Here is a 24,742-nt window from a genome sequence, read left to right on the forward strand (position 1 = left end):
CCTTGGTCTTTTTATTAATGAACTTAGTTTTGAATAATATTTTCATTAACTTATTAGTTACTACTTAATTGTACCATTTTGGATATATCAATTAGGTAAATTTTAATAAGCTTAATTCTTAGTAATTTCCTTATTTTCCCATACTAAAGCCAAAGAAAAGACTATTTCAATTCCCATCATTGTTAAAGCTAAAATTGCTGGCTCACAGTTTAGTCCAATGATTAAAGCCAAAAAGGGTATTAAAATTGCCAAAGTAAAATAAACCCTTGACTTATAAAGCCAACTATATGGTAGTAAATGTGCACCAAAAATAATTGCTAAAATCATAAGCATTTTTTCTGGTATAGTTGGATAAATCCACATCGCAATTAACAAATACAGTGCTTGGTTAACAGAAAACAGTATCCCCAACTCAGTTAATGGATTATCTTTATTTTGAAAATCAACATTAATTAGCTTTGAAACAAAATAAGATAAAGGCAGTAAAACTGCAGCACACACAAAAGTAAGAAGATTTTTCATTAATATTGGCATAGGCGAAAAGTAAATAATTGCAATAACTAGCCAAATAATAATAGAAGCCAATATAATATGCAGTCCTCGTTTTTGTTTAAGTGCACAATCCAACCTTAATTCATTAATTTCTTGCATCATCTGCATCCTTTGTTGGGTAATATAAGTAAAACAACTTTTCTTTTAAATTATACTTTAGTATATTCATGCACTCAAACTCTCTTTTTATTATAAAAGCTAAATTTTAGCCAGAAAGACAGATTTTGTAACCATTAATGACGTTTATTCCACCATTTGCAGTAATTTAGGATAAAAGTTGAATTCATCTACTATACTTATTAACAGAAAGGAGCGCCAGGAATGAAAATTAATTGTCACATCGATCCTAATATTAGTGAAGAACACGGTGAATTATGGATCAAAAAAATGACACCAGCAATTAATGAACTTTTGCAAAAATTAACAAAGTCCGAAAATTCTTTATGGTGCCATTATCAATCTCAAATTTATCCGATTAATTTTGAAGATATTTATTCACTTGAAGTTGCTAATAGAGATATTAATGTTTATACAGAAAAGCAGCAACTTACATATAATGATCGTTTATCTAATTTGAAAGCAGATCTACCGAACTATTTTATTGAAGCTTCACGCAGCGCTATATTTAATTATCAGCATATCGACCACCTTGAATTACTTAATAATGGGTTAATCGATGTTGTTCTGACTAATAAGCATCGCGTACAAATATCAAGAAGAAATATTAAGAACCTGAAAGAGAGGTTAGGAATATGAAAAATATGAAAAAATTAATCAACTATACATTTAGGTTTTCAGCTGAAGGAACCCTATATGGACTGATCGCTTCTCTTTTTTACAATTTTTCCAATAAAAACTCAGCATATTATCCCTCAGTTCCCAGTTTTTCTGCAAAATTTGCTACTCCTCTTAATGCTATGACCGTCTCAGTAATCTTATGGGCATTAATGGGATTAGTATTCGGTTTTGGTAGCTTTGTCTTTGCTATTAGACAATGGTCCATATTAAAGAAGACAATCGTTAGTTTTATCATTTACTACATCGGGTTTACTCCGCTTGCTTTTTTAGCAGGTTGGTTTCCAGCAAATATCGTTAACTTTATGATTTTTACAGGAATCTTCATCTTAATTTACGTCATAGTATGGTTTATAAGATCTTACCAAGTTATAAGAGAAATCAGAGAGATCAACAATAAAATAAAAAAGAAATAGTTTATTTGTTTCTACAAATTAAAAAGGTGAACATTTTGAAGTGCTCACCTTTTTATTCAATCAAATTTATTTTCTACTGACTAACCGTGATCTAAAATAGATCAATTCCTTTTTGATGCAAATTATCTAAGCAACTTTGCAAATATTCATCGTCGTGCTCTGGGTAAATTGGATCAGTCCACGGAATAGCCGGTAAACTTTCGTACTCAGGACAATATTGTCCTCTATAATAAGGATCAAACCATTTAATATCTGGATGATAATGGCGTCGTTGCATTTCAGCTAATACTAACAAATGAAATTGATACAATTTATAAGGTGAATACTGAAAAACATAGTTAACAGTGGCATGTGATTTGCCCCAGCCACGTCCGCGCAAAGCTGCAATTTCTCGATGTTGCCCTAATAACTGTTGCATTGGTAATCGCCAAATTAAGTCTTGATGCCATAATCTCATAATTTTTCTTTATTCTCCTGAATTAAACGTGAATTTAATAAATAAGAAACTTGATACTTTTCAGCTAAACGACTTAAAAATGGACCCAATTCATCTTCTGTTGGTGATAATTCTTGCAATAAATGTAAGTAAGTTTGCTTTTCCTCTGACGTACAAGTTTTCTTAAAGTAGCCCCAGATATGTTGATAGGCGTTGGTTAAGGTTTTAACTGTTGGAATTTGACTGGCTGCTTTTTCTAATAAGTTCTTGAATTCGATATTCTTTTGTTCTGACCATTCGTTGTCTTTAGCCAGCAGCCTAATCTGCTCATAGCACTGTTGCGAATGAGCCATTACCCAATATTTATTGTAGGCCCATTCTTCTTGCCATTTATTCATTTTCATTTGTCCTATTTTTTCATGCGTCTACACGTATAATAATATAAAGCTTTTGTCCTTTATAATAATTTAAGCATTTAATTTCAATACGATTTAGGCGGATTCTCCTAGTTTTGAGCTACATTTCTTACTTTTACTTCCTATTTCATAGTAATTTCGTAAATTTCCCAGAATCAAAATAAGTCCCATTTTTATATTTATTAGTGATATAAATTCTCTAATTATTCCTTCATCTCTTAATCCATTTTATCATAATATTTAAATCAGCAACCCTACCTAGAAATCATGGCTGGGTCAATCTAATAGTAAGGATTTTAGCTAATGCTTATAAAGGCTGTCATTCTATTATCTTTTTTCAAAACCTTTTTTAAGGTAGGTCATTCTAAGTACAACAGCAAGGAGACCAGCAAACTTCATCATAATACGTCTTATATCTTTTAAAGTGGCATTAGTAGTATAGTCGATCACACTTAATTTTCTATACTCCAATCCTTCCTTCAGGAAAAATATGTTAAACAAGTTAAAAAAGTCTTTGACAACAGTATATTAACAGTCCATTGATCTTAATCTACTATAAAATCGGAATTCTCAGTTTGCAACTTCTTTCTAACCAAAGTTAAACTTAGCAATTTTTTCGTAAATTATGTCATAAGCCAAAGCATATTGTTGTAAACGAATTTGCTTATCTTCAGACAAACTTAATTATTAAAATAAAAACTCTAGTTTAAATCTTTGTTTCAAGCAATCCAATTATATATTTCAGAAATTATAAAATATATACTAAGTTAACAAATCGTAAGGTCATTTATAGCTACAAGAATTAAAGATATTCATTATAATTATTTACTATTAAAAAAGGACAATTTAAGATTTTTAAGAACTTTCTTAACTATTCTATTTTGATAGTAATGCTTCTTATAATATTAAACTATATAAAATTATGCCTTAACTGATGCTTTAATTACTTAATATTAATTACTTGTATCCAAAATTTTTCAATAACTTACAGAAAAATAAATATATAGTATTAATATAATAATTTTGAAATACATTTTAATAATTATGAGTTAATTAACGGAAAAGGTCATTACCTAATTAATCATATTCATTCCAAGTTAAAAACAATATATTCTATCATTTTATATCTTCGGATTCTTTTTCATACTTTATACTTTTTAACAAATCATGTTAATAGATTTTTTTACGTTTATATTTTTATCCTAGGGAAAAATTTATAATTTGCTCTAAATCTATTCAAAGAACAATAAAATAATACTACTGACCAATTATATTAATAGATGGTTTTTTCTCATATCCTTCACTACCTATTTGTAATATACTATCAAAAAATACCATACTAATTTGACTCAGTTTATTATCATAACTTCTATGATACGGATTCAATTTCCAATTCTCAGCCTTGGCTCTATCACCACGATTATTTAATATTGTGATAACTGAATTAGCAGCATGTTTTTTTGATACGTTCGATTTTTGATACCAAGCCGCAGCATGATTTACAGATCCATATATTAAATTCCAAATTTGTCCTATAGAATATTCTTCAATTAAATGATTTATGACTAACTTAGTCTTCTTCTGGGGATTAAACTCAAACCTTGCTTCTCTCATTTGTTCAACCAGATATTCTAGACATTCATACAATGCTATTTGCTTCCACATTGCTAAACATTCTTCTTTATATTGAATTATATTACTCCTATCTGGATATTCTAAGTTATCTATTCCTTCTGAATCATCTTCTACATTAATCAGATAATTTACTTTAAAGATATAATATGCAATTGACAAATCATTTACAGAGAAAGCTTCTATAGGAGACATAGGATCAACTAAAATAATATTCTCCGATAACAAATGTTCTAATATTATCCGATCAAATTCATAAGTTGGTGACAATTTCTCTTCAATTATTTTCTCTCCTGATATTTTGGAAGCTTCATCATTCAGGCCAGCATGAAGAAGTGCTGAAAGATATATTTTTGATGAGACCGATAAATCTTCATATTTAACCTTGTTTGTATTCAAAGTATAGGCTGAAATAATTATTTTTCTCTTTTGTTCGCGAATTTTTCTATTCTTTTCTTGGCACCCTTTGCAATTGCAATTCCTTTTTAATTCATGACCACAGATTGTACATTTGGGAATTCTTGTCGAATTGCCATTTCTACTAGGCATTTCTAGTACTAAATTTGATTTGTCATATGGGCACTTTTCTTCTATGTAAATTAGAGGAAATTCCTTTGACAAGTTTTTAATACCTCTACTAATTGAATATTTACTTATTATTTTTGCAACACTAAGGTTGCTATTATAATAATCATCCATAATGCTAATAATCTGAGATCTGTTAAATGACTTTAGTTTTCCAACATAATTATCCCAATCAAAAGATAATGTTTCCAATTTCATTTTTTCTCACTATCCTTTTTATTTAAACCTACCAAAATCTCATTAACAACAAGATTAATAGTTTTGAGATCTTCGCAAAAAATGAAGCAAATGGATGAATTTACCATTTTGTGTTTGGTTGTCGATATCCAGTCGATAATCAGCTAAAGAATAATGGATTACTATAGTTTTGCTTTTAACCTCAATATAATCTAACTATGTGAATTGTCTTATTGCACGAAAAACTTTTGACTTTTTATATCAAAGTCAGCTTTTTAAATTTTGTTGCATACTAATAATACTGCAAACTTTTGTAGTAGTCGGTAAAGCTTGATGTCTAAAGCATCAAGTTGATTTAGTAACTTTAATCTGAAAAATCTTAAATTATGCATCTATGAAAGAGCTTGTCATGATCTAATTGGTTAACCTTTTATTTAGCAATGTTCTGAATCAGATCATCATTGGCCTATTTAAGATATAGAAATTTTTAAATAAATTTTGCCAAGTTACTTTACGACGTTATTAGTACTTATTATCCTGAGAAAGTTGTTCTTGATCATTCTAACTCATGATATCTGTACCATGATCTTCAATTTCTATAATTTCCATTTACTACATCATAATATATTTTTTATTTGCAAGAATATCACTAATACTACAATTTCAAGCACCAAATTTTGACAAAATACCTTTAGTAGAATTACCATTTCTACAAAGCTGGGCCACAGAATCGGCATTTATGTCTCCGACTTTTGTAGCTTTTTCTCTTCATTCCACGTTCAATTAAAATCTATTAATGTTTGTTGTAACTGAAATTCATGTTTTTCTCCTCTTTAAAACAAACTTATAGTTTATATGATACAGCATTTATTTTAATAATAGAAACTTTTATTTAGTTTCGTAAACTTTAGATCACTTAAAAACATACTTGAAATTGTCTCAAGAATTGTTCTTGTTCTATTTTTTAAACATATATTAAAATACCTTTTGCTCATTATTATCTTAGAACTTAATCTCATGCATTTATTTATCTCAAGTTTTTTGTTGCATACCCATCCTATTTTCAATTAAAATTATGTACCGCTATGAAAGGTAATTGGTTAGCAAGTCTGCATGTAGGTGCTCAATTCAGATTAACTAACAATCTCATTATTTAATTTGAGAAATATATTGATTTCAAGTCCGAAGATATTAATATCAAAACTTTTCACTTTTAATTCTAAATAATCATATTATCCTGATTCTTTGGAAACTAATGACTTCTACAAATCTTATAGTTGTTCAATAATACTATTTTAGTTTCGCTCGTACAGCCATCAAATTTATTGCTTGATTGCAAAATAGTCAGTTTGCTTGACTGGCTTACTTTTTAATTATTTTATTTGTCAGCATACCATTATTTTTAATTTGCTTTCCGAATAAATTTTGAGACTGGTTATTTATTTTTGACATTTCCGTATCATTCATTTATACAAATTATATTTAAAAGAACATCAATGGTATTTTAGGTCATAGTATCAATTTTAACTGAATATTATCAACTTTATATACCCAAATATATCTATGAATGTAGGATTTATGATGAACTTAAGTAGTAATTTTATGACTTCATGAATTATTAAAAAAAAACAGTACATAAAAATAATTTTATCAGTATCTGAATCATTTCGGAACTATTCTTTTATTGTCTAAAGTGTTCAAAATGTAGTTTTGTTAAATATTTCTTCCTTCGTTCAAGCGAAGAATTAGTAATACCACCAAAATTTTGCCAGTAACAATGCCGAAACCCTAATTGGCGCAAAGTTTTGTTAATGAAAATTTTTTTAATAGCATTACCTAAAAAGAAATGAATATACCAAGTTGGTGAAGTTGAAGTGGTCAACACATAGCAATGTTTAACATTAGTCAGCTCACCTTTCACTCCTATTTTAGTAACAGTGTGTGATAAACCTTCTCCTTCTTTCATCACCTTGTCTATAAAACCTTTTAACATCCCGGGAATATCATTCCACCAAAAGGGTGTAATAAAAATCACGGTATTCGCTTGTTGACATAGTTTTAGGTATTTAGTAACTAAAGAGTCGGTAGTTTGACCCTGATGATAGAGTCTCAATTCTTCCTTTGAGTATACTGGATTAAAATGATCCGCATACAAATCTATTATTTCGTATTTCTGATGAGCAGCACTTAGATTTTCCTTAATTATTTCGAGTTCAGCATGATTAAAGCTTTGATCATAGGGATGGCAATAAATTATCAAAATCATTTTTTGCTACCCCAATCATTTCATTGAGAGTTTTTTCAACTAAAATAGGTTCATATTCAGCAACCCCGTTTATGATTAACAACGAATATCCTTGAATAAAAGCCCAAATCTGTGTAAAGAATTGTTGATCAGTAACTCCACCACTATTTATCTGATGAACTAACTTCATTACCTGATCGTAAAATTGAAAATCATGATTAGCATGTTGGTAAAAATTCTGCAAACTCGAATTAAAAAATAGGAAGTTGATTAGCTTCGCCTGTTCTTTGCTCAACTTACAGAATTCATTAGCTAATGAAAGTAGTTCATCCTTCGGTGAACTCTCAGAAGTGGTAATCAGTTGTTCAGAAAATTGCTGTGATAATTTAATCGATACTTGGTAAAACAACTCATCCTTGTTTTGAAAGTATTTATAAATGGCGCCAGTAGTCATTCCTATTTTTGCTGCTAATTTTCGCATCGATAAGTTCTTATAATCATCTGTTTTAATCCATTCTACAGTTGCTTGAATGATTTTATCTTGTGTGTTGTCCAAATTACATACCTCCTTGAATAACATCGTTATCTGCAATTTGCAATATAACACTGTTATCTCAAAACGTCAAGAAGTCCAAAAAATTAAGATATTACTTGGTATAAAACAAAAAAGCGTACCAATTTCACTCATTAAAAAAGAATTAGTACGCTTTTATTCTATTAAAATGCCCACTATACAAGCATTTAGTATTTATTTCCTAGTCCGTTTCAGCACCGTCACCGCCTCTACATGCGGTGTTTGTGGAAACATGTCAACAGGATCGATTTGATTAAAGGTATACCCATCATTCATAAATTCCTGCAGGTCACGAATCATGGTTGCGGGATTGCATGAGATATAAACAATTTTTTTTGGACTAGTTTTTACTGCTGCCTCAATAAATTCTGACGTTAATCCTTTTCGTGGTGGGTCGACAAAGATAACATCAGCTTTCATCCCCTTAGCAGCCCATCTTGGCATCACTTCTTCGGCTTTACCAGTCACGTATTTCGCATTATTGATACCATTCAACTTGGCATTATTATTGGCATCTTTCACCGCGTCAGACACACTTTCAATTCCACGGACCGATTTAACGTGTTTAGCAACACTTAAACCAATAGTTCCAATACCAGAATAAGCATCAATCACGATATCATCAGGCTTTAAATCAGCTTTTTTGATAGCTAAATCATATAAGCGGGGAGTTTGCAGTGAATTAATTTGAAAGAAACTCTCAGGGGAAATCTTAAACTTAACATCACCTATTTGATCCGTAATTTGTGGTTTACCAAAGATCAAATAATCAACTTTGCCCAAGATAACGTTGGTCTTCTTCGGGTTATAGTTCAAAACTAAGCTGGTAACACCGTCAATTTGCTTAATTGCATCAGCCACTTTAGGTAGTTGCGGAAAATCCTTGTGTAGACAAACCAAGATGACCATAATTTCACCAGTCGCTTTACTGCGGCGAACGTCCAAGTATCTGACTTCACCCTGATTATGAATTTCATCGTAAGCTGGAACACGGTATTGTCTTAAAATGTCACGCACAGCAACTAAAACGCGGTCAATTTCATGATCAGTCGTAAAGAAATTAGTCAGTGGCACTAAATCATGTGAGTGCTTTCTGAAAAAGCCAATTTCAAGCTGGCCCTTAACTTCACGAACAGGCACTTGTGCCTTGTTACGATAGCCAGTTTGTTCTGGACTAGGCAAGGTCTCGCCCACTTTTACATCATCTAAATGTGCTTTTTGCAGTAAATTTACTACTTGATTACGTTTAAATTCCAGCTGCTTATCGTATTTAACGTGTGCTAAAGATGCCAAGCCAGTTTGAACCCACTGGTTGAGCTTAATATTAACCCGGTCAGGACTTTCCTTAATGATTTGCTCGATTTTAGCAAAAGCAAAACTCTTTTTGACTTTTAAGATCTTGGCTTCTACCGTTTCTCCCGGTAAAGCATTGTTAACGAATACCGTCATCCCTTCATAATGAGCTACTCCCATAGCTTCATATGATAAGTCGGTAATTTCAAGTTTAATTATTTGATTTTTTTCCATATTTTGTCCTTTTTTACAAACACTAATCAATATATCTATTTTACTAAAAATCTCAACAAAAGTAATGTACATGCCTATTCTTAATATTGAATTAATTTCAGTTTTTTCCCTTCACACTTACTTTAGTCTGTGTTACTTTTAATACTAATCAATTAAAGAAAGGACGTTTTTCATGAATAATTATGATACCAATTCAGATAGGCGCCAAATCCACACCATCTCCGAAACTAATACTTTTTTAACTAAAATGTATGCTCTCATGGGTGGTGCCGTGCTGATTTCTGCATTAGCTGCTTACTTAACAATGACCGTATTCAGAAGCGCTGTGATGAATATGCCAGTGGCCATGATGTGGCTCATTTTATTTGTACCTTTTGGCTTATCAATGGGAATTAGCTTTAAGGCAGATCGTAGTCCAGTTGCCAGTTTAGTAATGTTAACAATATTATCAGCAATTTACGGCTTTGAGTTTGCCTTAATTGCCGGCTTTTATACCGGCACCCAAATCACCACTGCTTTTGTTTCAGCAGCTGCCGTGTTTATTGCCATGGCCTTGTTTGGTACTTTTACTAAAAGGGATCTTAGCAATTGGAATTCATACTTGAGTGCTGCTTTACTTGGTTTCGTTGTTGCCTGGGTAGTTAATATGTTTTTACGTAGCCCTGCCGTTACCTATGTCTTCTCATTTATCGGTGTCATTCTTTTCACGGGCTTAGTTGCCAGTGATGCTAACCGAATGAAAGCAATTTACAGTAATTACGGTGATCAAGTTTCAACTAATGGTTTAGCAGTTCTCGGTGCATTACAACTTTACCTTGACTTCATTAATATTTTTATGTTCTTGCTAGAAATCTTTGGTGGCAGTGGCAATAGCCGCAACTAATAGATTTTATTAACAAGCAAAAAGAGCAACTACTATTAACAGTAGTTGCTCTTTCTTTGTGTTTTAATTATTCACCAACAAAAAATTCAATTCGTTGTTGTAAATTTTTAAAGGTAACAGGACAATAATCACCAATTTCACCGTCAAGGTTAACCGGCAACTTCTCTCCCTTGCTTTTACCAATTAACTCAATCTTTAAACTACGCGTCTTGGTGTAAATAATGTCAGGATCATCAACATGCTTGCCGTTTAATGCCAAAGCCATCAATTTCAGTAATTTTACTGGATCAGACGGTTTAACAATTATTAGTTGGAATAAACCATCACTTAGTTCAGCATCAGGCATTATTTGTTCAAAACCACCAATAGAATTAGTCATTCCCAGCAATAACATTGAAAGCTTGCCCTCATAGACGCCTTCATCATATGTCAGACGCAATTCATTTTCAGTTAAATGAGGCAACATTTCAGCACCTTTAATTAAATAGGCGGTATAACCCAGAGCAGACTTTACTTCTGAAGGAACTCCATAAGTTAATTCGGTTAGTGAGCCACAAGCTGCAATATTGACGAAATATTGAATATCTTTGGCAAAAGTAGCTTGACCAATGTCCATTTTACGAGTTTTATTTTTGAGAATAACTTTTGTCGCTTCGGCAATATCATTTCGGGGAATATGTAGAGCACGAGCATAATCATTAGTTGTACCGGCAGGAATAATTGCCATCTTAGGTCTTTTCTCTAAATAAGCAATGCCGTTTACTACTTCATTGATAGTACCATCACCACCAGCGGCAACAATCAATTCAAAACCTTCATTAGCTACACGAGTTGCTTCTTTTTGCGCACTCTGCTTTTCTTGTGTAGTTCTGAAGGCACTTGCCTCATATCCAGCTTGTTCCAAAACGTCCAATATATCCGCGACATTTTTAGGCATCTGTTCGTGACCAGATACAGGATTATAGATCAATCTTGCTTTTTCAGTCATATTTCTACCCTTATTATTTCAAAACTTACTTAACGCTTCTGCAATTCTTCATTCAGTAACTTATTAATTACCTTTGGATTTGCCTTGCCCCTGGTCTGTTTCATCAACTGGCCGACAAGATAGCCAATTGCACGGTCTTTACCGTTCTTAAAGTCTTCTACTGATTGTGGGTTGTTATCAACAACTTCTTTCACCATAGGTGCCAAGACGCTGGTATCAGATAATTGCACCATACCCTTGTCTTCAACATATTTCTTAGGATCGGTTCCATTAGCAATTGTCTCTGCAAAAACCTTTTTAGCAATCTTAGAAGAAATCGTGCCATCTTTAATCAACTTAATCATGGCAGCCAAATGCTCTGGTGTCAACTTAATATCAGCAAGTTCAACGCGATTATCATTCAAATAACCATTAACTTGGGTATTCATCCAATTGGCAGCAAGCTGAGGATCAGCTCCAGCAGCAACAGTTTGATCAAAGAAGTCTGAACTTTCTTTAGTTTGCAAAAGAACATTAGCATCGTATTTTTTCAGACCAAATTCATTCACGTATTGGTTGTATCGTTCTTCAGCTGAGCGTGGCAAAGTTGATTTGATTTCATCAATCCACTCTTGGCTGATATGATCAGGAGCAATATCAGGTTCAGGGAAGTAACGGTAATCTGCATCTCCTTCTTTGACACGTTCCAAAACAGTTTTACCAGTTGCTTCATCAAAACGGCGAGTTGAAAGTTGCACGCGACCGCCAGAAAGGAGAACTTGTGCTTGCCGCTTTTCTTCATATGCCAAAGATTTACGCACATGTTCAAATGAGTTCAAGTTTTTCATTTCAACTTTAGTGCCCAGTTCTTTTTGACCAGCAGGTCTAATGGAAATGTTGGTATCAACACGCATTGATCCCTCTTCCATCTTAACGTCGGAAGCACCGGTAAATTGCACTATCTTACGTAATTTTTCAAGGTAGGCGTATCCTTCATCAGGATCAGCAATTTCTGGTTCAGAAACAACTTCAAGTAAAGGAACACCCTGACGGTTTAAGTCAACGTATGAATACCCGTTTGTACCATGAGTATTTTTGCCGGCATCTTCCTCGATGTGCATTTCATGAATGCCGATACGCTTTTTCTTACCGTGAGATTCAATTTCAACATAGCCATCACGAGCTAGTGGTTGGAAAAATTGGGTGATTTGGTAAGCCTTAGGACTATCTGGGTAATAATAATTTTTCCGATCAAAATGAGTAGTTGGTAAAATATGAGCATGCGTTGCCAATGCAACCATAATACCTAAGCGATAAACGTCTTTGTTAACGTAAGGTAAAACACCTGGCATTGCCCAATCAATTACATTTGTTTCCGTGTTGGGCTTTGCACCATAACTTACTGGTGAAGGTGAAAAAATCTTACTTTTAGTTTTTAATTCAAAGTGAACTTCGAACCCAATCGTTGATTTAAAATTCATCAGTTAATCCTCCATTCCAGTTGGTGTTTTTTCATAAAACTTATTAGTTCTTTCAATAAAGTCAGCTACTTGGAAAATACTTCCTTCATCGAATCTTTTGGCCATAATCTGCAGACCTACAGGCATTCCGTCAACTAAACCAGCTGGAACACTGGCAGCCGGTATTCCGGCTAAATTAGCTGAAATTGTCAAGATATCGTTGTTGTACATTTTAATTGGGTCAGAGATTTCACTACCAATGCCAAAAGCAGGAGTGGTGGTGGTTGGGCCCACAATCACATCATTTTCAGCGAAAATCTTATCAAATTCGTCACAAATTAACGTTCTCACTTTAGATGCTTGTCTAAAGAAACGATCATAAGATCCAGCCGAAAGAGCAAAGGAACCCAGCATAATCCGGCGTTTAACTTCTTCGCCAAAGCCTTCTGAGCGCGACTTAACGTATACATCTAGTAGGTTCTTAGTATCTTGAGCACGGTAGCCGTAGCGAATACCATCAAATCTTTGCAAGTTTGACGAAGCCTCACTTGAAGCAATGATATAGTAGTCGGGAACTGCATATTTTGTTAAAGGTAAAGATACCTCGGTGATAATAGCACCTGCTTTTTCCAGAGCATCAATTTGTTCTTGCAGAACAGAACGCATATCACCATCAACAGCAGCCATATATTCTTTAACTACCGCTACATGCATACCCTTAACATCTTGACCAATGTACTTGGTAAAATCAGGCACTGCTCTAGTCGAAAGAGTAGAGTCGTGCTCGTCACTACCCGCAATAACATTTAAAACTTGAGCCGAAGTTTTTGCCCGCTTACTCATCACGCCGATTTCATCTAATGAAGAAGCAAAAGCAATTAAGCCCCAGCGAGAAACGCGGCCGTATGTTGGCTTGATACCAAAAATGCCGTTAAACGCGGAAGGCTGCCTGATCGAACCACCAGTGTCTGAACCCAAAGCAGCAACGACTTGACCCGAGGCAACAGCAACAGCTGAACCACCAGATGAACCGCCTGGTACTTTGTCCAAATTCCACGGATTGTGGGTAATGCCAAAGTATGAGTGTTCAGTAGAAGAACCCATCGCAAACTCATCCATGTTGGTTTTACCTACAAAAGTCACTTGCGCCTTTTTTAATCTTTCAATAACCGTCGCATCATACATCGGAATATAATTATCCAGAATGTGACTAGCTGCCGTTGTTTTAACACCGTTAGTAAGAATGTTGTCCTTAATGGCAATGGGAATACCAGCAAGTTTGTTTTGGTTAAAATCAAGATCACTTGCAGGTTTTGCATCCTCTTGAACAGTAATCCAAGCATTCAACTTGTCATCTGTTTTTTTAATATTATCAATTGTATCTTGCGCTAATTTGTCAGCAGACAAAGTTCCTTGGGCAAGCTTTTCATTTAAAGAGTCAATATCTTCATTTAAATAATTCATTACTCGTCCTCATCCTTATTAATAATTACTGGAACCTTAATGAAGCCATTGGCTTGGTCAGGAACATTTTTCATTAATTCATCTCTGTCTTGCCAGTGTTCAGGCTTATCTTCTCTAAAAACAGTATCACGATCAACAACCTGAACTGTCTCTTTAACGCCATCGGTATTAACTTCTGACAATTGATCTGCCATATTAATAATTGAACTCATTTGTTCAGTTACTTTGCCAATATCTTTTTCATCAATTTCAAGTCGCGACAAAGTCGCAACGTGTTTAATTGTATCTTCTGTAATTTCCACGCAAATATACCTCCTTATTCGCCACCATAAATATGGACTTGATAACTACTATCCCCTGTTTCCTTGGCAACTAAAGCTTGGATGTCATTAACAGAGCCAATTTTAATTTCAATTGGCACGTTATTAGCCAAATACTTCTTTGCAGTTGATAAAACAAGTCTCGTGAAACTTTGAATTTGCTCATACCCATAAAACTGGGTAGTAATTGAAATATTTTCCTGAGCTAATTTACCATTTTCATATCGTAAAGTTGCCGTTACACCACTGATATTAGGGAAATAATTTTGAATAGATTCTTTAAAACTATTGAAACTGGAAGCATCACTGCTGTTGATCGCTTTTTTACCACCAACAGTAGGCAAAACTTCAGATTGAGTATTAATAGTTTTCCATTTAGTTATTTTACTACTATTAGCAGCCGCTGTCCCACTCAAAAAGTAAGTTCCAGCAACTAACGAATCCTTGCTTTCTTTTGCAAAAAGACCAACAGTGATTGGAATTTTCTTTAACGATTTTTTCTTCCGCAAGCGAGCTACGACTTGCTCAGCTGCTGCTTGGCCATATTGCTTTTGCTTTGCACGCGATATTTGGGCTTGATATTCAGGACCATCTTTTTTCTTTTGGTAGTAATCAACAGAATTAAGAGCAAGACCAACGCTAATACCGCCAATATGATAATTCGAACCGGATCCTGTCAAAAAATCTTGTTCAAGTATTTCTTCTAAATAATATGGCTGATAATTTTTCTTAGTTCCAGCTTCAGGATTCAGACCATTGGGATTTAACTTTGACTTGCGCCCTAACCATTCATTAGCCATGTTGGCAGAAATATACTGACCCTCTTGAAAAACAAAAGAATTGGTTGAATAAACACCCTTAGAAATCTGAACCAATCCTCGTTCTAATTCTCTGGTATCCACCGAATTATCATTATTAGTTGCCGTTAAACCAGATATTGGACTAGTTACATAGTGCCCGTTTTTAAGTAAAACAGTATATCCATTGTTACCAGTATCAGTAGTCTGATAAGTTTTAGAATTGGAATTAGAAGATGTTTTGGCATTATTCGCCAAGTCAGAATTTTTCAAGTTTCCACAAGCCGTCAAACTTAACGATATTCCTAAAAGCGCTAATATATGCAAGTATTTTTTCACTTTAAATGGTCCTTTATTTAACTTGAGCAATTGCTTCTTCCTCAGTCAATAATGGTACACCCAGTTTCTGAGCCTTTGAGTACTTGGAACCAGCATCCTGACCGTAAATGACATAGTCTGTTTTACCAGAAACAGAACTAGTTACTTTTGCACCCATAGATTGCAATTTCTTAGTAAATTCACTTCTAGTATAGTGAGCCAAAGTCCCTGTTAAAACAACAGTCTTATCTTTAAAGTAATTATCTGGAATAGACTCAGTTTCTTCTGGACCTGCACCAAGATAATCCATATTAAGGCCGCTGTTTTTAAGTTCATTGACTAACTCTACGACTTCATCCTGAGCAAAATAAGTAGTCAAAGATTCTGCAATTGTCATGCCTATTGTATCTATTGCAGCCACATCTTGCACGTCCGCTGACATAATCTTTGCCATATTTTTAAACTTTTGTGCAATCAAACGTGCAGCTTTAGCACCAACATGATCAATGCCCAGTCCAGTTAACAATAATTCGACTGAATTTCTTTTCGAATTATTAATTGCATTTAATAAATTGCTGATGGATTTATCTTTGAAATGATCTAGTTTTGCCAAATCAGATGCATTTAAATGATATAAATCAGCCACATTATGTACCAAATCGTTCTTAATTAGCTGTCGCACAATTTTGGGTCCTAAACCATCAATATTCATTGCAGGTCTTGAAGCAAAGTGAGTAATTCCTTCTTCAATTTGAGCGGGACAAGACGGATTAACGCAACGCAAAGCCACTTCATCTTTTAGATGAATCAGTTTTTCACCACACGATGGGCACTTTGTCGGAATTGGATACGGCTGGGCATCCTTAGGCCGTTTAGCCAGCACCACTTCTGAAATTTCAGGAATAATGTCACCCGCTTTATGCAGCATAACGGTATCACCAATACGAACATCTTTTTGTTGCAACAAATCGGCGTTATGCAAAACTGCATGTGAAACTGTGGTACCAGCAAGTTGCACAGGATCCATGATAGCAGTAGGCGTTACGACACCAGTACGACCAACGGTCCATTTGATTTCATGAACCACAGTTTCTTGCTCTTCTGGTGGGAACTTATAAGCTATTTCCCAACGAGGCACTTTAACCGTGTTTCCCAGTTCTTGTTGTAAATCCAGATCGTCAACTTTTAAGACGATACCATCAATGCCATAATCAAGTGAATTTCTTTTTGCAGTATATTCATCAATAAAAGCAAAAATGTCAGCCATTTTAGCAATTCTGCGGCCTGTTTGGTTGGTGTGAAAACCAAGCTGAGTCATTTTCTCAATAGCCTGGTGTTGACTGGTAATTTCTGCTGGTGGATTAACCCAAGTATAAATAAACGTACTTAAATGACGGTGCTTGGTAATGCTGGCATCTAATTGCCGCAAAGACCCAGCTGCTGCGTTACGGGGATTAGCAAAAGTTGTTTCGCCTTTTTCATCACGTTCTGCATTAAGCTTGGCAAAAGGCTCTTTGCCCATGTAACATTCGCCGCGTACTTCCGTTGTCAGTTTTTCTGGTAAAGTTTGGGGAATATCTGCAATATAACGAGCATTAGGAGTAACATCTTCACCTACTTGTCCATTACCCCGAGTTGAAGCTCTGGTTAATTTACCGTCAGTATATTCTAGCGCAATTGACAAACCGTCAATTTTTAATTCAACGTTATAAGCAACTTCATGACCAACCTGTTTTTGCACCCTGTCATCAAATTGCTGCAGTTCTTCTTTTGAAAAGACGTCACCCATTGATAACATCGGAATTTCGTGATTAACCTTGGTAAACTGATTGTCAATCTGGCCCCCAACCTTTTGGGTAATAGAATCTTGGGACACCAGTTGCGGAAATTCCTGTTCAAGCTCAACTAAACGATTATAGTTTTTATCATACACATTATCTTCAACTTCTGGTGTGTCATTTGTATAATATGCATTTGCCCAATCATCCAGTTTATCTCTCAGCGCAGCAACTTCTTTTCTGGCCTCATCAAGAGTTAAATCTGCCATTTTCTTCCTCCTGATTAAAAAATACTATTTTTTTACTTCTATCTTAATTATACCTTTTTAATTGGTGCAAATGCTGCTAGAAGCCGCTTGATTCCTTTGCCACTAAATGCAATATCAAGCTCCATGTCTTCACCTTTACCGTTAACCTTAGTCACAACACCTTTGCCCCAAGATTTATGTTCTACTTTATCACCGACATTCCAACCCTTTTTCTCAGCACCAACTGCACCAGCAGGTTTAATTTTTGGTGTGTAAACCTGTGCACGAGCTCGTTCATCTGCGTTAGCAAAGGGAGCAGTTTGTGTCTGGTAATTGTCATTTGAGAAAGTAATTGGAACTGAATTTTCAATATCCAGATCATCTTGATCAATTTCTTCCAAAAATCTGGATGGCGGATTATTCTGCATTCGACCATACATCATACGTGAATATGCATTTGTTAAAAACAGTTCACGCTTTGCCCTAGTAATACCCACATAAGCCAGTCTACGTTCTTCTTCTAGCTGGTCGTCTTCCATTAAAGCACGTGATAAAGGAAAAAGTCCATCTTCCATCCCCACTAAAAAGACTACCGGAAATTCGAGTCCTTTGGCTGCGTGCAATGTCATTAATGCCACCTGATCATCATTATTGGCTAAATCATCTTGGTCGCTTAAAAGAGAAACTTCCGCTAAAAAATCACTCAGAGCATTTTCGGTTTCATCGCTGTCATCATTTTCTTCGTATTCATCATCAAAACGTTTCGTAACAGACAAAAATTCATCCAGGTTTTCTAGTCTAGTTTCTGCTTCAATTGTATGTTCAGCTTTCAAGGCAGCTGTATAGCCAAAATCCTGCAGTATTTTTTCCGTTAGACCGGTAACGCTATGATCTTTAGCAAAATTAATTGCATCACATAATTTAGCACCAAAATCACTCAGTTTGGTCGCTGCCCGTGCAGTAACGCCCGACATATTAAGGTGATCAAAGGCTCCTAGAATTGATAAATTATTATCACGGGCAAAGTCCATAAAGCGCCTAACACTAACTGGTCCAATACCACGTTTAGGGGTATTAATAATCCGGTTGAAACTCATGGAATCACTGGGATTAGCCACTAACTTCAGATAAGCCATAATGTCCATGATTTCTTTTCTGTCATAGAACTTATGACCACCGACAATTTGGTAAGGCACGTTCGACTTTACGAATGACTCTTCGACCGTTCTAGACTGGGCATTAGTACGATATAATACCGCAAAATCATGGTAGGAACGCTTTTTCTCTTTGACCTCTTCTTGAATTTTAGCAATGATAAAGTGCGCTTCATCGTCGCCACTTTGAGCGCGATAATAAGTTACTTTTGCACCTTCACCTTGGTCTGTCCATAATTTTTTAGCCTTACGGTTACTATTATTCTTAATGACTGCGTTAGCGGCAGCCAAAATATGACCGGTTGAACGGTAATTTTGTTCCAACTTGACGGTTTGCACGCCTGCATCATGATAATCTTTTTCAAAATTCATGATATTTTCCATGTTAGCACCGCGCCAACCATAGATAGACTGATCCGCATCTCCCACCACGCAAATATTTTTATATTGTGCAGCTAATGCATGACACAATTCATACTGGGCCTGGTTGGTATCCTGGTACTCATCAACCAGTAAATAACGAAACTTATTTTGGTAATAATGTAAAACAGCGGGATCGGTTTTAAACAGAACTAAGGTCTGCATGATCAAATCATCAAAGTCCATAATTTGATCATTCTTTAAGCGTTTTTGATATTCCTGATAAACTTGGGCAGTTACTTTTTCAAAAGGTGAAGCAGCGCTGGCAGAATATGCATCTGGAGTAAGTAAATCGTTTTTGCCATTAGAAATAGCAGATAAAATCCTGCGTGGTTCGTACATTTTAGGATTAATATTTTGTTCTTTTTGAATATGCTTAATTAAAGTAAGCTGTTCCGCCGAATCAGCAATAGAAAAATTACTGGTATAACCAATTTTTTCTGCATCTCGCCGTAATATTCGCACACAAAGAGCGTGAAAGGTAGACATCCAGATACTGTCAGCCTGTTGTCCCAATAATTTATGCTCACGCTCTCTCATTTCAGTGGCAGCCTTATTGGTAAAAGTGATAGCCAAAATATTCCACGGCGCAATTCCTTTTTCAGCAACAAGGTAAGCAATCCTTCTGGTTAAAACGGAAGTTTTCCCTGAACCTGCTCCTGCAACCACTAATAATGGTCCTTCAGTAATCTGCACTGCCTTTTTTTGCTGTGGATTTAAACCTGCTAAAATTGATTCTGCGCTCATTTTGAATTCTTTCACCCCAAAAATTTTTTAACTATTCTATTGTACCAAAAATCATGACCATAATTTGAGTTGATTGCATTCTATTTATCAAAACGCGCAAGATCATACTCTTCGATTAACTTAATCAATTTGTCCGCATAATTGGGGTCAGTCGCATAGCCGTCTTTAACTAGAGCTCGAGCCTGCGTTTGATAGTTCTTAGCAGCTAAAACGTGACGATATTGTTTTGCGTCCCAGGTTGTTCCCTTTTGGAACAAGCGCGCATGAGCCCTTATAGAAGCTTCATAGGAATCATAGATTTGAAAGCGAGCTTTAACAACTATCCATTTACCTTTTTCAAACTCTTTGGTTTTAAGTACTGCCGAAGTATTAGGGTTATTTCCTTTGACGCCAAACAGATTATTGTATTTTTGTGAAAGGTCGCTTTTGCCATAGTCACTTTCAAGACAAGCCTGAGCGATAGTAATACTTGGCAAAAGGTCAAAGGATTTATCCACTTCTTTAGCTATCGGACCTATTTCTCTGATAAAGGCTTTGTGTTGCCTTATGATTTTCTGCCTGGCCTGTTCTCGAGCAAGCTGCTCCTGTCTGATCTGCTCTGATTGAATTGCCTGTCTGCGATAATAACGAAAAGTTGCAAAAGCAATAATCAATAAAAATAGAATTATAAATGTTCGCATAATGATCGCTGTATTAGATAATTTTTTGCTTTTTCGTTTTCTCGCCATTTGTTTTCCCTTGCTTTAAAAATCTCTTCTTAAGTATAACCTCTCTTGAGTATAAATTATGCAATGTAATTAATTTTTAAAATAAAAGTAGTAAGCTAACCTAACAATTTTGCTCATTTATAATTAAGTATACAAAAAAATGGAGCCAAAGCTCCATTAAAAAATGCGGGCAAGAAGACTCGAACTTCCACGATCTAAAAGCGATCACAAGATCCTTAGTCTTGCGCGTCTGCCATTCCGCCATGCCCGCAGCACATTCAATACTATAACCCAAAATTAAATTTAACACAAGACTTTTCTTACTCATTTTAGCTAAAAAGCTTTAATCGACCATTTGCTCATTTACATACTTGGCATACAAACTGTGATTTTGCATTAATTCGTGGTGAGTGCCATGACCTGTAATTTTACCGTGCTCTACAAAATAAATTTGATCGGCATTAACTATCGTAGCCAGGCGGTGTGCAATAACCAAGGTTGTTCTATTGACCATTAGTTTATCAAGTGCTTGTTGCACCTTTCCCTCAGATTCTGAATCAAGGCTGGCAGTCGCTTCGTCCAGCATCAAAATTTTAGGATCACGCAAAAAGGCTCTGGCAATAGCTAAACGTTGTTTCTGACCACCAGATAGTTTAATTCCCCGTTCACCAATTTCAGTCTCCATTTGATCAGGAAATTCCCGCACAAATTGATCGGCATAAGCCAAAGCCAATCCGTGCCAAAGTTCATCGTCCGTCATGTCCTTAGTCAAACCATAAACCAAATTTTCCCGAATCGTTCCGGAAAAAATAGCACTGTTCTGAGAAACATAGCCTATTTGGGAGCGCCAATTTGCCAGATCAATATCTTGAATATTTTCATCCCCAATAGTGAATTTGCCACTTTCAGGCTGATAAAAGCGTTCTAGTAAGGCAAAAATCGTAGATTTGCCACCACCACTAGGTCCCACAAAGGCAATGACAGAGTTAGGTTTTGAAACAAATGAAACAGATTGTAAAACGGGTTCATTTTTAACATAACTAAAACTAACGTTTTGTGCTGTCAACGTTTTATTACTCAAATCATAAGTGTGATGGCTTAAATTCTTTTCAGGTTCAATTTGCAAAATTGCTTGTATGCGTTCAGTTGAACCCAAAGCTTTTTGGATTTGTGAAAAGAAGGTAGCAAAATTAGCAACTGGTGCAATCACGTTAAACAGATATAGTAAGAATGCTACAAGAGACCCACTAGTCAAAGAACCCTGACCTACGCGAATAATGCCAAATGCCAGGATGCCAGCAAAAGCCGCCATCATCAAAGTCATGATAATCGGCTGCAAAATAGCTTCAACACGGGCATCTAGTACGCCAATAGTAAAAATCTTCTTGATCCTATGATTACCAGATTTTTGTTCATACTTTTCGCCATTACTGGATTTAATTAAACGTACTTCAGACAATTTTTCGCTGACATCACCGTTAAATTTAGCTGTTTCTGACTGCAATTTGCGCCCAAGTCTCACCATAATGCGACCAATTGGCAATAAAATTACTACCACAATAGGGATTACGGTAAACATTAAGGTGGCCATTTGCCAATCCATCACAAATAAAATGATTAATGAAAAAAAGAGTTGTATTGCGCCAGTAATAAAGTTAGGAAATTGAGAAGCCAGCAAATCTTTAATAATTCCCGTATCATTAACCAAGCGAGAAGTGCTTTCACCTGCTTTAGTAACATCAAAATAACTTACAGGCAGCTTTAAAAGATGACCCCACAGGCGTTCACGCAGACTTTTAACGACACTTTCACCAAAATAGCGCAGAACAAATCCACCCACTGTTCCTAAAATTAATTGCAGGACAAACACAATGATAATAATAATTAGGCTCGAATAATTAAAATTATCCCACTTGCTCGTATCCACTAATTCTCTGGTTAATAATGGTAAGACCAAATTTGCTACACTTGTGACCAGACTGAGAAACAGCCCTAGTGCAAATAACGATTTTTTAACATTCAAACTTTTTAGCAAGTTTAAAAAATCACTGAATTTAACACCTTGTGTTTTATCTTTAAGTGACTTGAATGCCATAAAAGATACCGGCTTTCCTTAGTTAGACTAAATAAAAGAGTTTTTCAATAATTGAAAAGCTCTTTATTTTATCTTGCTAATTATAATCATTCATTTTCATTATGCCAGAATTTGCGCCAAAAGTCCCTATCATATTTATGCATCTTATCATAATTGTAACAATTTTTGGTAAAATCACCTGGTTCAAAGTCATGATGGCAGTGATGCGCCCTATACATGTGGCGGCACATATCTCGCATGTCAGACCTGGAGAAGTCATGGTCTGCGGCATATTTACGCCATTTTTTAATCCTTTCCATGCGGTAGGCAGGATCAACAAAATCGGTGGCTTTTTCCTTAAAATCTTTATCCCAGCCAGCAGCAATTTTTTGCAGATATTGACCAAATTGCTCCTGCTCTTCCGCAGTCAAACCGGCAAAGAAAGGCTCGGTATCTTGCTTATCTTTTAATTCAGCCAGCTTGGCAGCCTTTTCTTTCCCAGCTGCTGTTAGATAAACACGTTTAACTCGTTTGTCCTGCTCATCAACTTCACGTGAGATATCACCTTTTAGTTCCATTTTTTTCAATAATTCAGCTAAAGACCCAGGTTTCAAAGCCAAAATTTCAGCTAAATAGTTTTGGGTTAAACCGTCTTCAAGTTTTAAAACAGCCAATACCCTTTTTTGTCCTGATATCGGTTCTTTGTTTTGAAACATATAGTAACGACTAGCCCGCAAAATAAAATGAAGTTGTTCCATTAATTGATCACTTGCTTGACTCATAATTAAGTTCCTTTAAATAAAAAGTTAGGTACCTAATATAATTTACAATTAAATTATAGTTTGATACCTAACAGTTTGTCAAACAAAATGTCAAAATAAATTTTATTATTTTATCTATAACTGACTAATCTTAACCTGCCGCCGCATTTGCCACAGCCATAACGACGTACATTAACGCGCCGAACCCGCACAAACTGTTGACCGCATATAGTGCAAACATACAAATATTTTGCTTTTCTTTTGCGTTTAAGACCTATGTCCGGGGCATACCGTGAACCACCTACTCTATCAAGCAAAACCTTGAAATCTTGATCTTTGTGGCGATATCCTTTATGAGTTAAGTGCAAATGATAATGCGTCAGTTCGTGCTTAATTATGCCAATCAATTCTTGATAATATTGCGGCACTAAAAAATGCGCATTAATTTCAATGTGGTGATCATCTAAATGATACCGACCACCAGTTGTTGTCATGCGCTTATTAATTTTTACTTGGTGCTTAAACTGTCTGCCAAAATACTTAAGAGAAACTTCTGCCACCAGGTTCTGTAATTCTTCTTCAGTCAGATTATCTGAAAACTTTGGCATAAAGAGCTGCCTCTTTTTTGGTTTTAATTCTGACTTTAAGAGCTGTAACTAATTTTCTTTTTAATGGTTTAGCACCTTCCATCCACGTACCAGTAAATACGTGGATTGTCTTTGATTGTGCTGACGGATTACAAAGAACGCCATCAGGATAAACATGTATCCCTTCCTGCAATTGCTGCTCCTTGTTATTAGGCTGAGCACCATATTTATTTTTTAAAATATCAGATACAGAAACAGTATTCACTCCCGCTAATTGGTCTTGTTTGTCAAACGTAAAATTACGGTCATCATAATAAGAAAGCATGTCTTTAATCAGTGGATGACCTTTTTCCGCTCCAAATACTGCTGTAAAAGGATTATCCTTATTTTCAAAACCAACAAAAGCTCTATTATTTAATAAATCATGCAAATCATCTAGCACCAAGACGTCAGTATCCATATAAATGCCGCCCATTTTATAGACTGCTTTAGCCCGGATATAGTCGGAAACAAACGCCCATTTTTTAGCTTGATAAGCCTGCTCAACATATTTATTTTCGTGAATGTCAAAATTATGCTCGTTCCATTCGATTATTTGGTAGTCTTGCAGATGCTTGGTCCAAGTTTTCATGCAACGCTGAATATTTTTAGGCTTAGGGTTGCCCCCCACCCAGACATAGTGAATTATTTTGGGAATCATAA

At 35.2% G+C, this 24,742-nt stretch carries 23 protein-coding genes and 1 tRNA gene; 3 read left to right on the forward strand and 21 right to left on the reverse strand.

Features of this window, described 5'->3' with window-relative positions; translation table 11 throughout:
* Window positions 1–111: 111 nt before the first annotated feature.
* Complete coding sequence (locus tag ERK18_RS04605) at window positions 112–651, reverse strand: DUF7010 family protein (RefSeq protein ID WP_187154504.1); 540 nt, start codon at window positions 649–651, stop codon at window positions 112–114.
* Between the two features lie 222 nt (window positions 652–873).
* Between ERK18_RS04605 and ERK18_RS04610 the strand changes: the two genes are divergently transcribed.
* Together ERK18_RS04610 and ERK18_RS04615 are read left to right on the forward strand one after the other, a co-directional pair.
* Window positions 874–1,308: a LytTR family DNA-binding domain-containing protein gene (locus tag ERK18_RS04610; protein ID WP_187154505.1), complete on the forward strand. Its 435-nt coding sequence runs from the start codon at window positions 874–876 to the stop codon at window positions 1,306–1,308.
* A complete protein-coding gene (locus ERK18_RS04615; protein WP_261982433.1) occupies window positions 1,305–1,763 on the forward strand; it encodes a DUF3021 domain-containing protein in 459 nt (152 codons plus the stop codon). Before ERK18_RS04610 ends, ERK18_RS04615 begins: the two co-directional genes overlap by 4 nt.
* Before the next feature lie 91 nt (window positions 1,764–1,854).
* Here the strand turns inward: ERK18_RS04615 and ERK18_RS04620 are convergent, their stop codons facing one another.
* From ERK18_RS04620 to rlmD, 7 genes are all read right to left on the reverse strand, one after another.
* Entirely contained in the window at window positions 1,855–2,220 is a 366-nt protein-coding gene (locus tag ERK18_RS04620; RefSeq protein ID WP_187154506.1) for a TIGR02328 family protein, read from the reverse strand.
* A complete protein-coding gene (locus ERK18_RS04625; RefSeq protein WP_187154507.1) occupies window positions 2,217–2,597 on the reverse strand; it encodes a YbgA family protein in 381 nt (126 codons plus the stop codon). Before ERK18_RS04625 ends, ERK18_RS04620 begins: the two co-directional genes overlap by 4 nt.
* Before the next feature lie 345 nt (window positions 2,598–2,942).
* Complete coding sequence (locus tag ERK18_RS04630; RefSeq protein ID WP_187154508.1) at window positions 2,943–3,086, reverse strand: hypothetical protein; 144 nt, start codon at window positions 3,084–3,086, stop codon at window positions 2,943–2,945.
* Window positions 3,087–3,872: 786 nt separating this feature from the next.
* A complete protein-coding gene (locus tag ERK18_RS04635; protein WP_187154509.1) occupies window positions 3,873–5,030 on the reverse strand; it encodes a hypothetical protein in 1,158 nt (385 codons plus the stop codon).
* Window positions 5,031–6,690: 1,660 nt separating this feature from the next.
* On the reverse strand, window positions 6,691–7,275 hold the full coding sequence (locus tag ERK18_RS04640; protein ID WP_187154510.1) for an NAD(P)H-dependent oxidoreductase: 585 nt from the start codon (window positions 7,273–7,275) through the stop codon (window positions 6,691–6,693).
* Window positions 7,244–7,810 (reverse strand): TetR/AcrR family transcriptional regulator, encoded by a 567-nt coding sequence (locus ERK18_RS04645; RefSeq protein ID WP_187154511.1) that lies wholly within the window; start codon window positions 7,808–7,810, stop codon window positions 7,244–7,246. The genes ERK18_RS04640 and ERK18_RS04645 overlap by 32 nt, the downstream gene beginning before the upstream one ends.
* Before the next feature lie 192 nt (window positions 7,811–8,002).
* Window positions 8,003–9,355 carry a 23S rRNA (uracil(1939)-C(5))-methyltransferase RlmD gene (gene rlmD, locus ERK18_RS04650; RefSeq protein WP_187154512.1) on the reverse strand — a complete coding sequence of 451 codons (1,353 nt, stop codon included), beginning with the start codon at window positions 9,353–9,355 and terminating at the stop codon, window positions 8,003–8,005.
* A 172-nt stretch (window positions 9,356–9,527) separates the two neighbouring features.
* Here rlmD and ERK18_RS04655 point away from each other — a divergent pair, with 172 nt between their 5' ends.
* A complete protein-coding gene (locus tag ERK18_RS04655; RefSeq protein WP_046331795.1) occupies window positions 9,528–10,238 on the forward strand; it encodes a Bax inhibitor-1/YccA family protein in 711 nt (236 codons plus the stop codon).
* 67 nt (window positions 10,239–10,305) lie between these two features.
* Here the strand turns inward: ERK18_RS04655 and ERK18_RS04660 are convergent, their stop codons facing one another.
* The 13 genes from ERK18_RS04660 to ERK18_RS04720 form a co-directional block, all read right to left on the reverse strand.
* Complete coding sequence (locus tag ERK18_RS04660) at window positions 10,306–11,226, reverse strand: diacylglycerol kinase family lipid kinase (RefSeq protein ID WP_187154513.1); 921 nt, start codon at window positions 11,224–11,226, stop codon at window positions 10,306–10,308.
* A 29-nt stretch (window positions 11,227–11,255) separates the two neighbouring features.
* Window positions 11,256–12,686: an Asp-tRNA(Asn)/Glu-tRNA(Gln) amidotransferase subunit GatB gene (gene gatB, locus ERK18_RS04665; RefSeq protein ID WP_109586010.1), complete on the reverse strand. Its 1,431-nt coding sequence runs from the start codon at window positions 12,684–12,686 to the stop codon at window positions 11,256–11,258.
* 3 nt (window positions 12,687–12,689) lie between these two features.
* On the reverse strand, window positions 12,690–14,129 hold the full coding sequence (gene gatA / locus ERK18_RS04670) for an Asp-tRNA(Asn)/Glu-tRNA(Gln) amidotransferase subunit GatA (protein ID WP_187154514.1): 1,440 nt from the start codon (window positions 14,127–14,129) through the stop codon (window positions 12,690–12,692).
* Complete coding sequence (gatC, locus tag ERK18_RS04675) at window positions 14,129–14,431, reverse strand: Asp-tRNA(Asn)/Glu-tRNA(Gln) amidotransferase subunit GatC (RefSeq protein WP_045927721.1); 303 nt, start codon at window positions 14,429–14,431, stop codon at window positions 14,129–14,131. Before gatC ends, gatA begins: the two co-directional genes overlap by 1 nt.
* A gap of 14 nt (window positions 14,432–14,445) precedes the next feature.
* Window positions 14,446–15,585, reverse strand: coding sequence for a CamS family sex pheromone protein (locus ERK18_RS04680; RefSeq protein ID WP_187154578.1), 1,140 nt, complete (start codon window positions 15,583–15,585; stop codon window positions 14,446–14,448).
* A 13-nt stretch (window positions 15,586–15,598) separates the two neighbouring features.
* Window positions 15,599–17,611, reverse strand: a complete 2,013-nt coding sequence (gene ligA / locus ERK18_RS04685) for an NAD-dependent DNA ligase LigA (RefSeq protein ID WP_187154515.1) — start codon at window positions 17,609–17,611, stop codon at window positions 15,599–15,601.
* 47 nt (window positions 17,612–17,658) lie between these two features.
* A complete protein-coding gene (gene pcrA / locus ERK18_RS04690; RefSeq protein WP_187154516.1) occupies window positions 17,659–19,911 on the reverse strand; it encodes a DNA helicase PcrA in 2,253 nt (750 codons plus the stop codon).
* 80 nt (window positions 19,912–19,991) lie between these two features.
* Window positions 19,992–20,639 (reverse strand): glycoside hydrolase family 73 protein, encoded by a 648-nt coding sequence (locus ERK18_RS04695; protein ID WP_187154517.1) that lies wholly within the window; start codon window positions 20,637–20,639, stop codon window positions 19,992–19,994.
* Window positions 20,640–20,803: 164 nt separating this feature from the next.
* Window positions 20,804–20,889: transfer RNA gene (locus ERK18_RS04700), tRNA-Leu, on the reverse strand.
* Window positions 20,890–20,961: 72 nt separating this feature from the next.
* The gene (locus tag ERK18_RS04705; protein WP_187154518.1) at window positions 20,962–22,713 is read right to left on the reverse strand and encodes an ABC transporter ATP-binding protein; all 1,752 of its coding nucleotides are present in this window, start codon (window positions 22,711–22,713) and stop codon (window positions 20,962–20,964) included.
* 86 nt (window positions 22,714–22,799) lie between these two features.
* Window positions 22,800–23,474 (reverse strand): MarR family winged helix-turn-helix transcriptional regulator, encoded by a 675-nt coding sequence (locus tag ERK18_RS04710; protein WP_187154519.1) that lies wholly within the window; start codon window positions 23,472–23,474, stop codon window positions 22,800–22,802.
* A gap of 110 nt (window positions 23,475–23,584) precedes the next feature.
* Window positions 23,585–24,040: a SprT family protein gene (locus tag ERK18_RS04715; RefSeq protein WP_109586991.1), complete on the reverse strand. Its 456-nt coding sequence runs from the start codon at window positions 24,038–24,040 to the stop codon at window positions 23,585–23,587.
* Between the two features lies 1 nt (window position 24,041).
* Complete coding sequence (locus tag ERK18_RS04720; RefSeq protein WP_187154520.1) at window positions 24,042–24,740, reverse strand: glycosyltransferase family 32 protein; 699 nt, start codon at window positions 24,738–24,740, stop codon at window positions 24,042–24,044.
* Window positions 24,741–24,742: the final 2 nt, after the last annotated feature.

The organism is Lactobacillus kimbladii (assembly GCF_014323605.1).
In the GTDB taxonomy this organism is placed as follows: domain Bacteria; phylum Bacillota; class Bacilli; order Lactobacillales; family Lactobacillaceae; genus Lactobacillus; species Lactobacillus kimbladii_B.

Coding starts and splice junctions, on each gene's coding strand:
- ERK18_RS04605 (WP_187154504.1), bottom strand. CDS start 651: ATGCAAGAAATTAATGAATTAAGGTTGGATTGTGCACTTAAACAAAAA.
- ERK18_RS04610 (WP_187154505.1), top strand. CDS start 874: ATGAAAATTAATTGTCACATCGATCCTAATATTAGTGAAGAACACGGT.
- ERK18_RS04615 (WP_261982433.1), top strand. CDS start 1,305: ATGAAAAATATGAAAAAATTAATCAACTATACATTTAGGTTTTCAGCT.
- ERK18_RS04620 (WP_187154506.1), bottom strand. CDS start 2,220: ATGAGATTATGGCATCAAGACTTAATTTGGCGATTACCAATGCAACAG.
- ERK18_RS04625 (WP_187154507.1), bottom strand. CDS start 2,597: ATGAATAAATGGCAAGAAGAATGGGCCTACAATAAATATTGGGTAATG.
- ERK18_RS04635 (WP_187154509.1), bottom strand. CDS start 5,030: ATGAAATTGGAAACATTATCTTTTGATTGGGATAATTATGTTGGAAAA.
- ERK18_RS04640 (WP_187154510.1), bottom strand. CDS start 7,275: ATGATTTTGATAATTTATTGCCATCCCTATGATCAAAGCTTTAATCAT.
- rlmD (WP_187154512.1), bottom strand. CDS start 9,355: ATGGAAAAAAATCAAATAATTAAACTTGAAATTACCGACTTATCATAT.
- ERK18_RS04655 (WP_046331795.1), top strand. CDS start 9,528: ATGAATAATTATGATACCAATTCAGATAGGCGCCAAATCCACACCATC.
- ERK18_RS04660 (WP_187154513.1), bottom strand. CDS start 11,226: ATGACTGAAAAAGCAAGATTGATCTATAATCCTGTATCTGGTCACGAA.
- gatB (WP_109586010.1), bottom strand. CDS start 12,686: ATGAATTTTAAATCAACGATTGGGTTCGAAGTTCACTTTGAATTAAAA.
- gatA (WP_187154514.1), bottom strand. CDS start 14,129: ATGAATTATTTAAATGAAGATATTGACTCTTTAAATGAAAAGCTTGCC.
- ligA (WP_187154515.1), bottom strand. CDS start 17,611: ATGGCAGATTTAACTCTTGATGAGGCCAGAAAAGAAGTTGCTGCGCTG.
- pcrA (WP_187154516.1), bottom strand. CDS start 19,911: ATGAGCGCAGAATCAATTTTAGCAGGTTTAAATCCACAGCAAAAAAAG.
- ERK18_RS04695 (WP_187154517.1), bottom strand. CDS start 20,639: ATGGCGAGAAAACGAAAAAGCAAAAAATTATCTAATACAGCGATCATT.
- ERK18_RS04705 (WP_187154518.1), bottom strand. CDS start 22,713: ATGGCATTCAAGTCACTTAAAGATAAAACACAAGGTGTTAAATTCAGT.
- ERK18_RS04710 (WP_187154519.1), bottom strand. CDS start 23,474: ATGAGTCAAGCAAGTGATCAATTAATGGAACAACTTCATTTTATTTTG.
- ERK18_RS04720 (WP_187154520.1), bottom strand. CDS start 24,740: ATGATTCCCAAAATAATTCACTATGTCTGGGTGGGGGGCAACCCTAAG.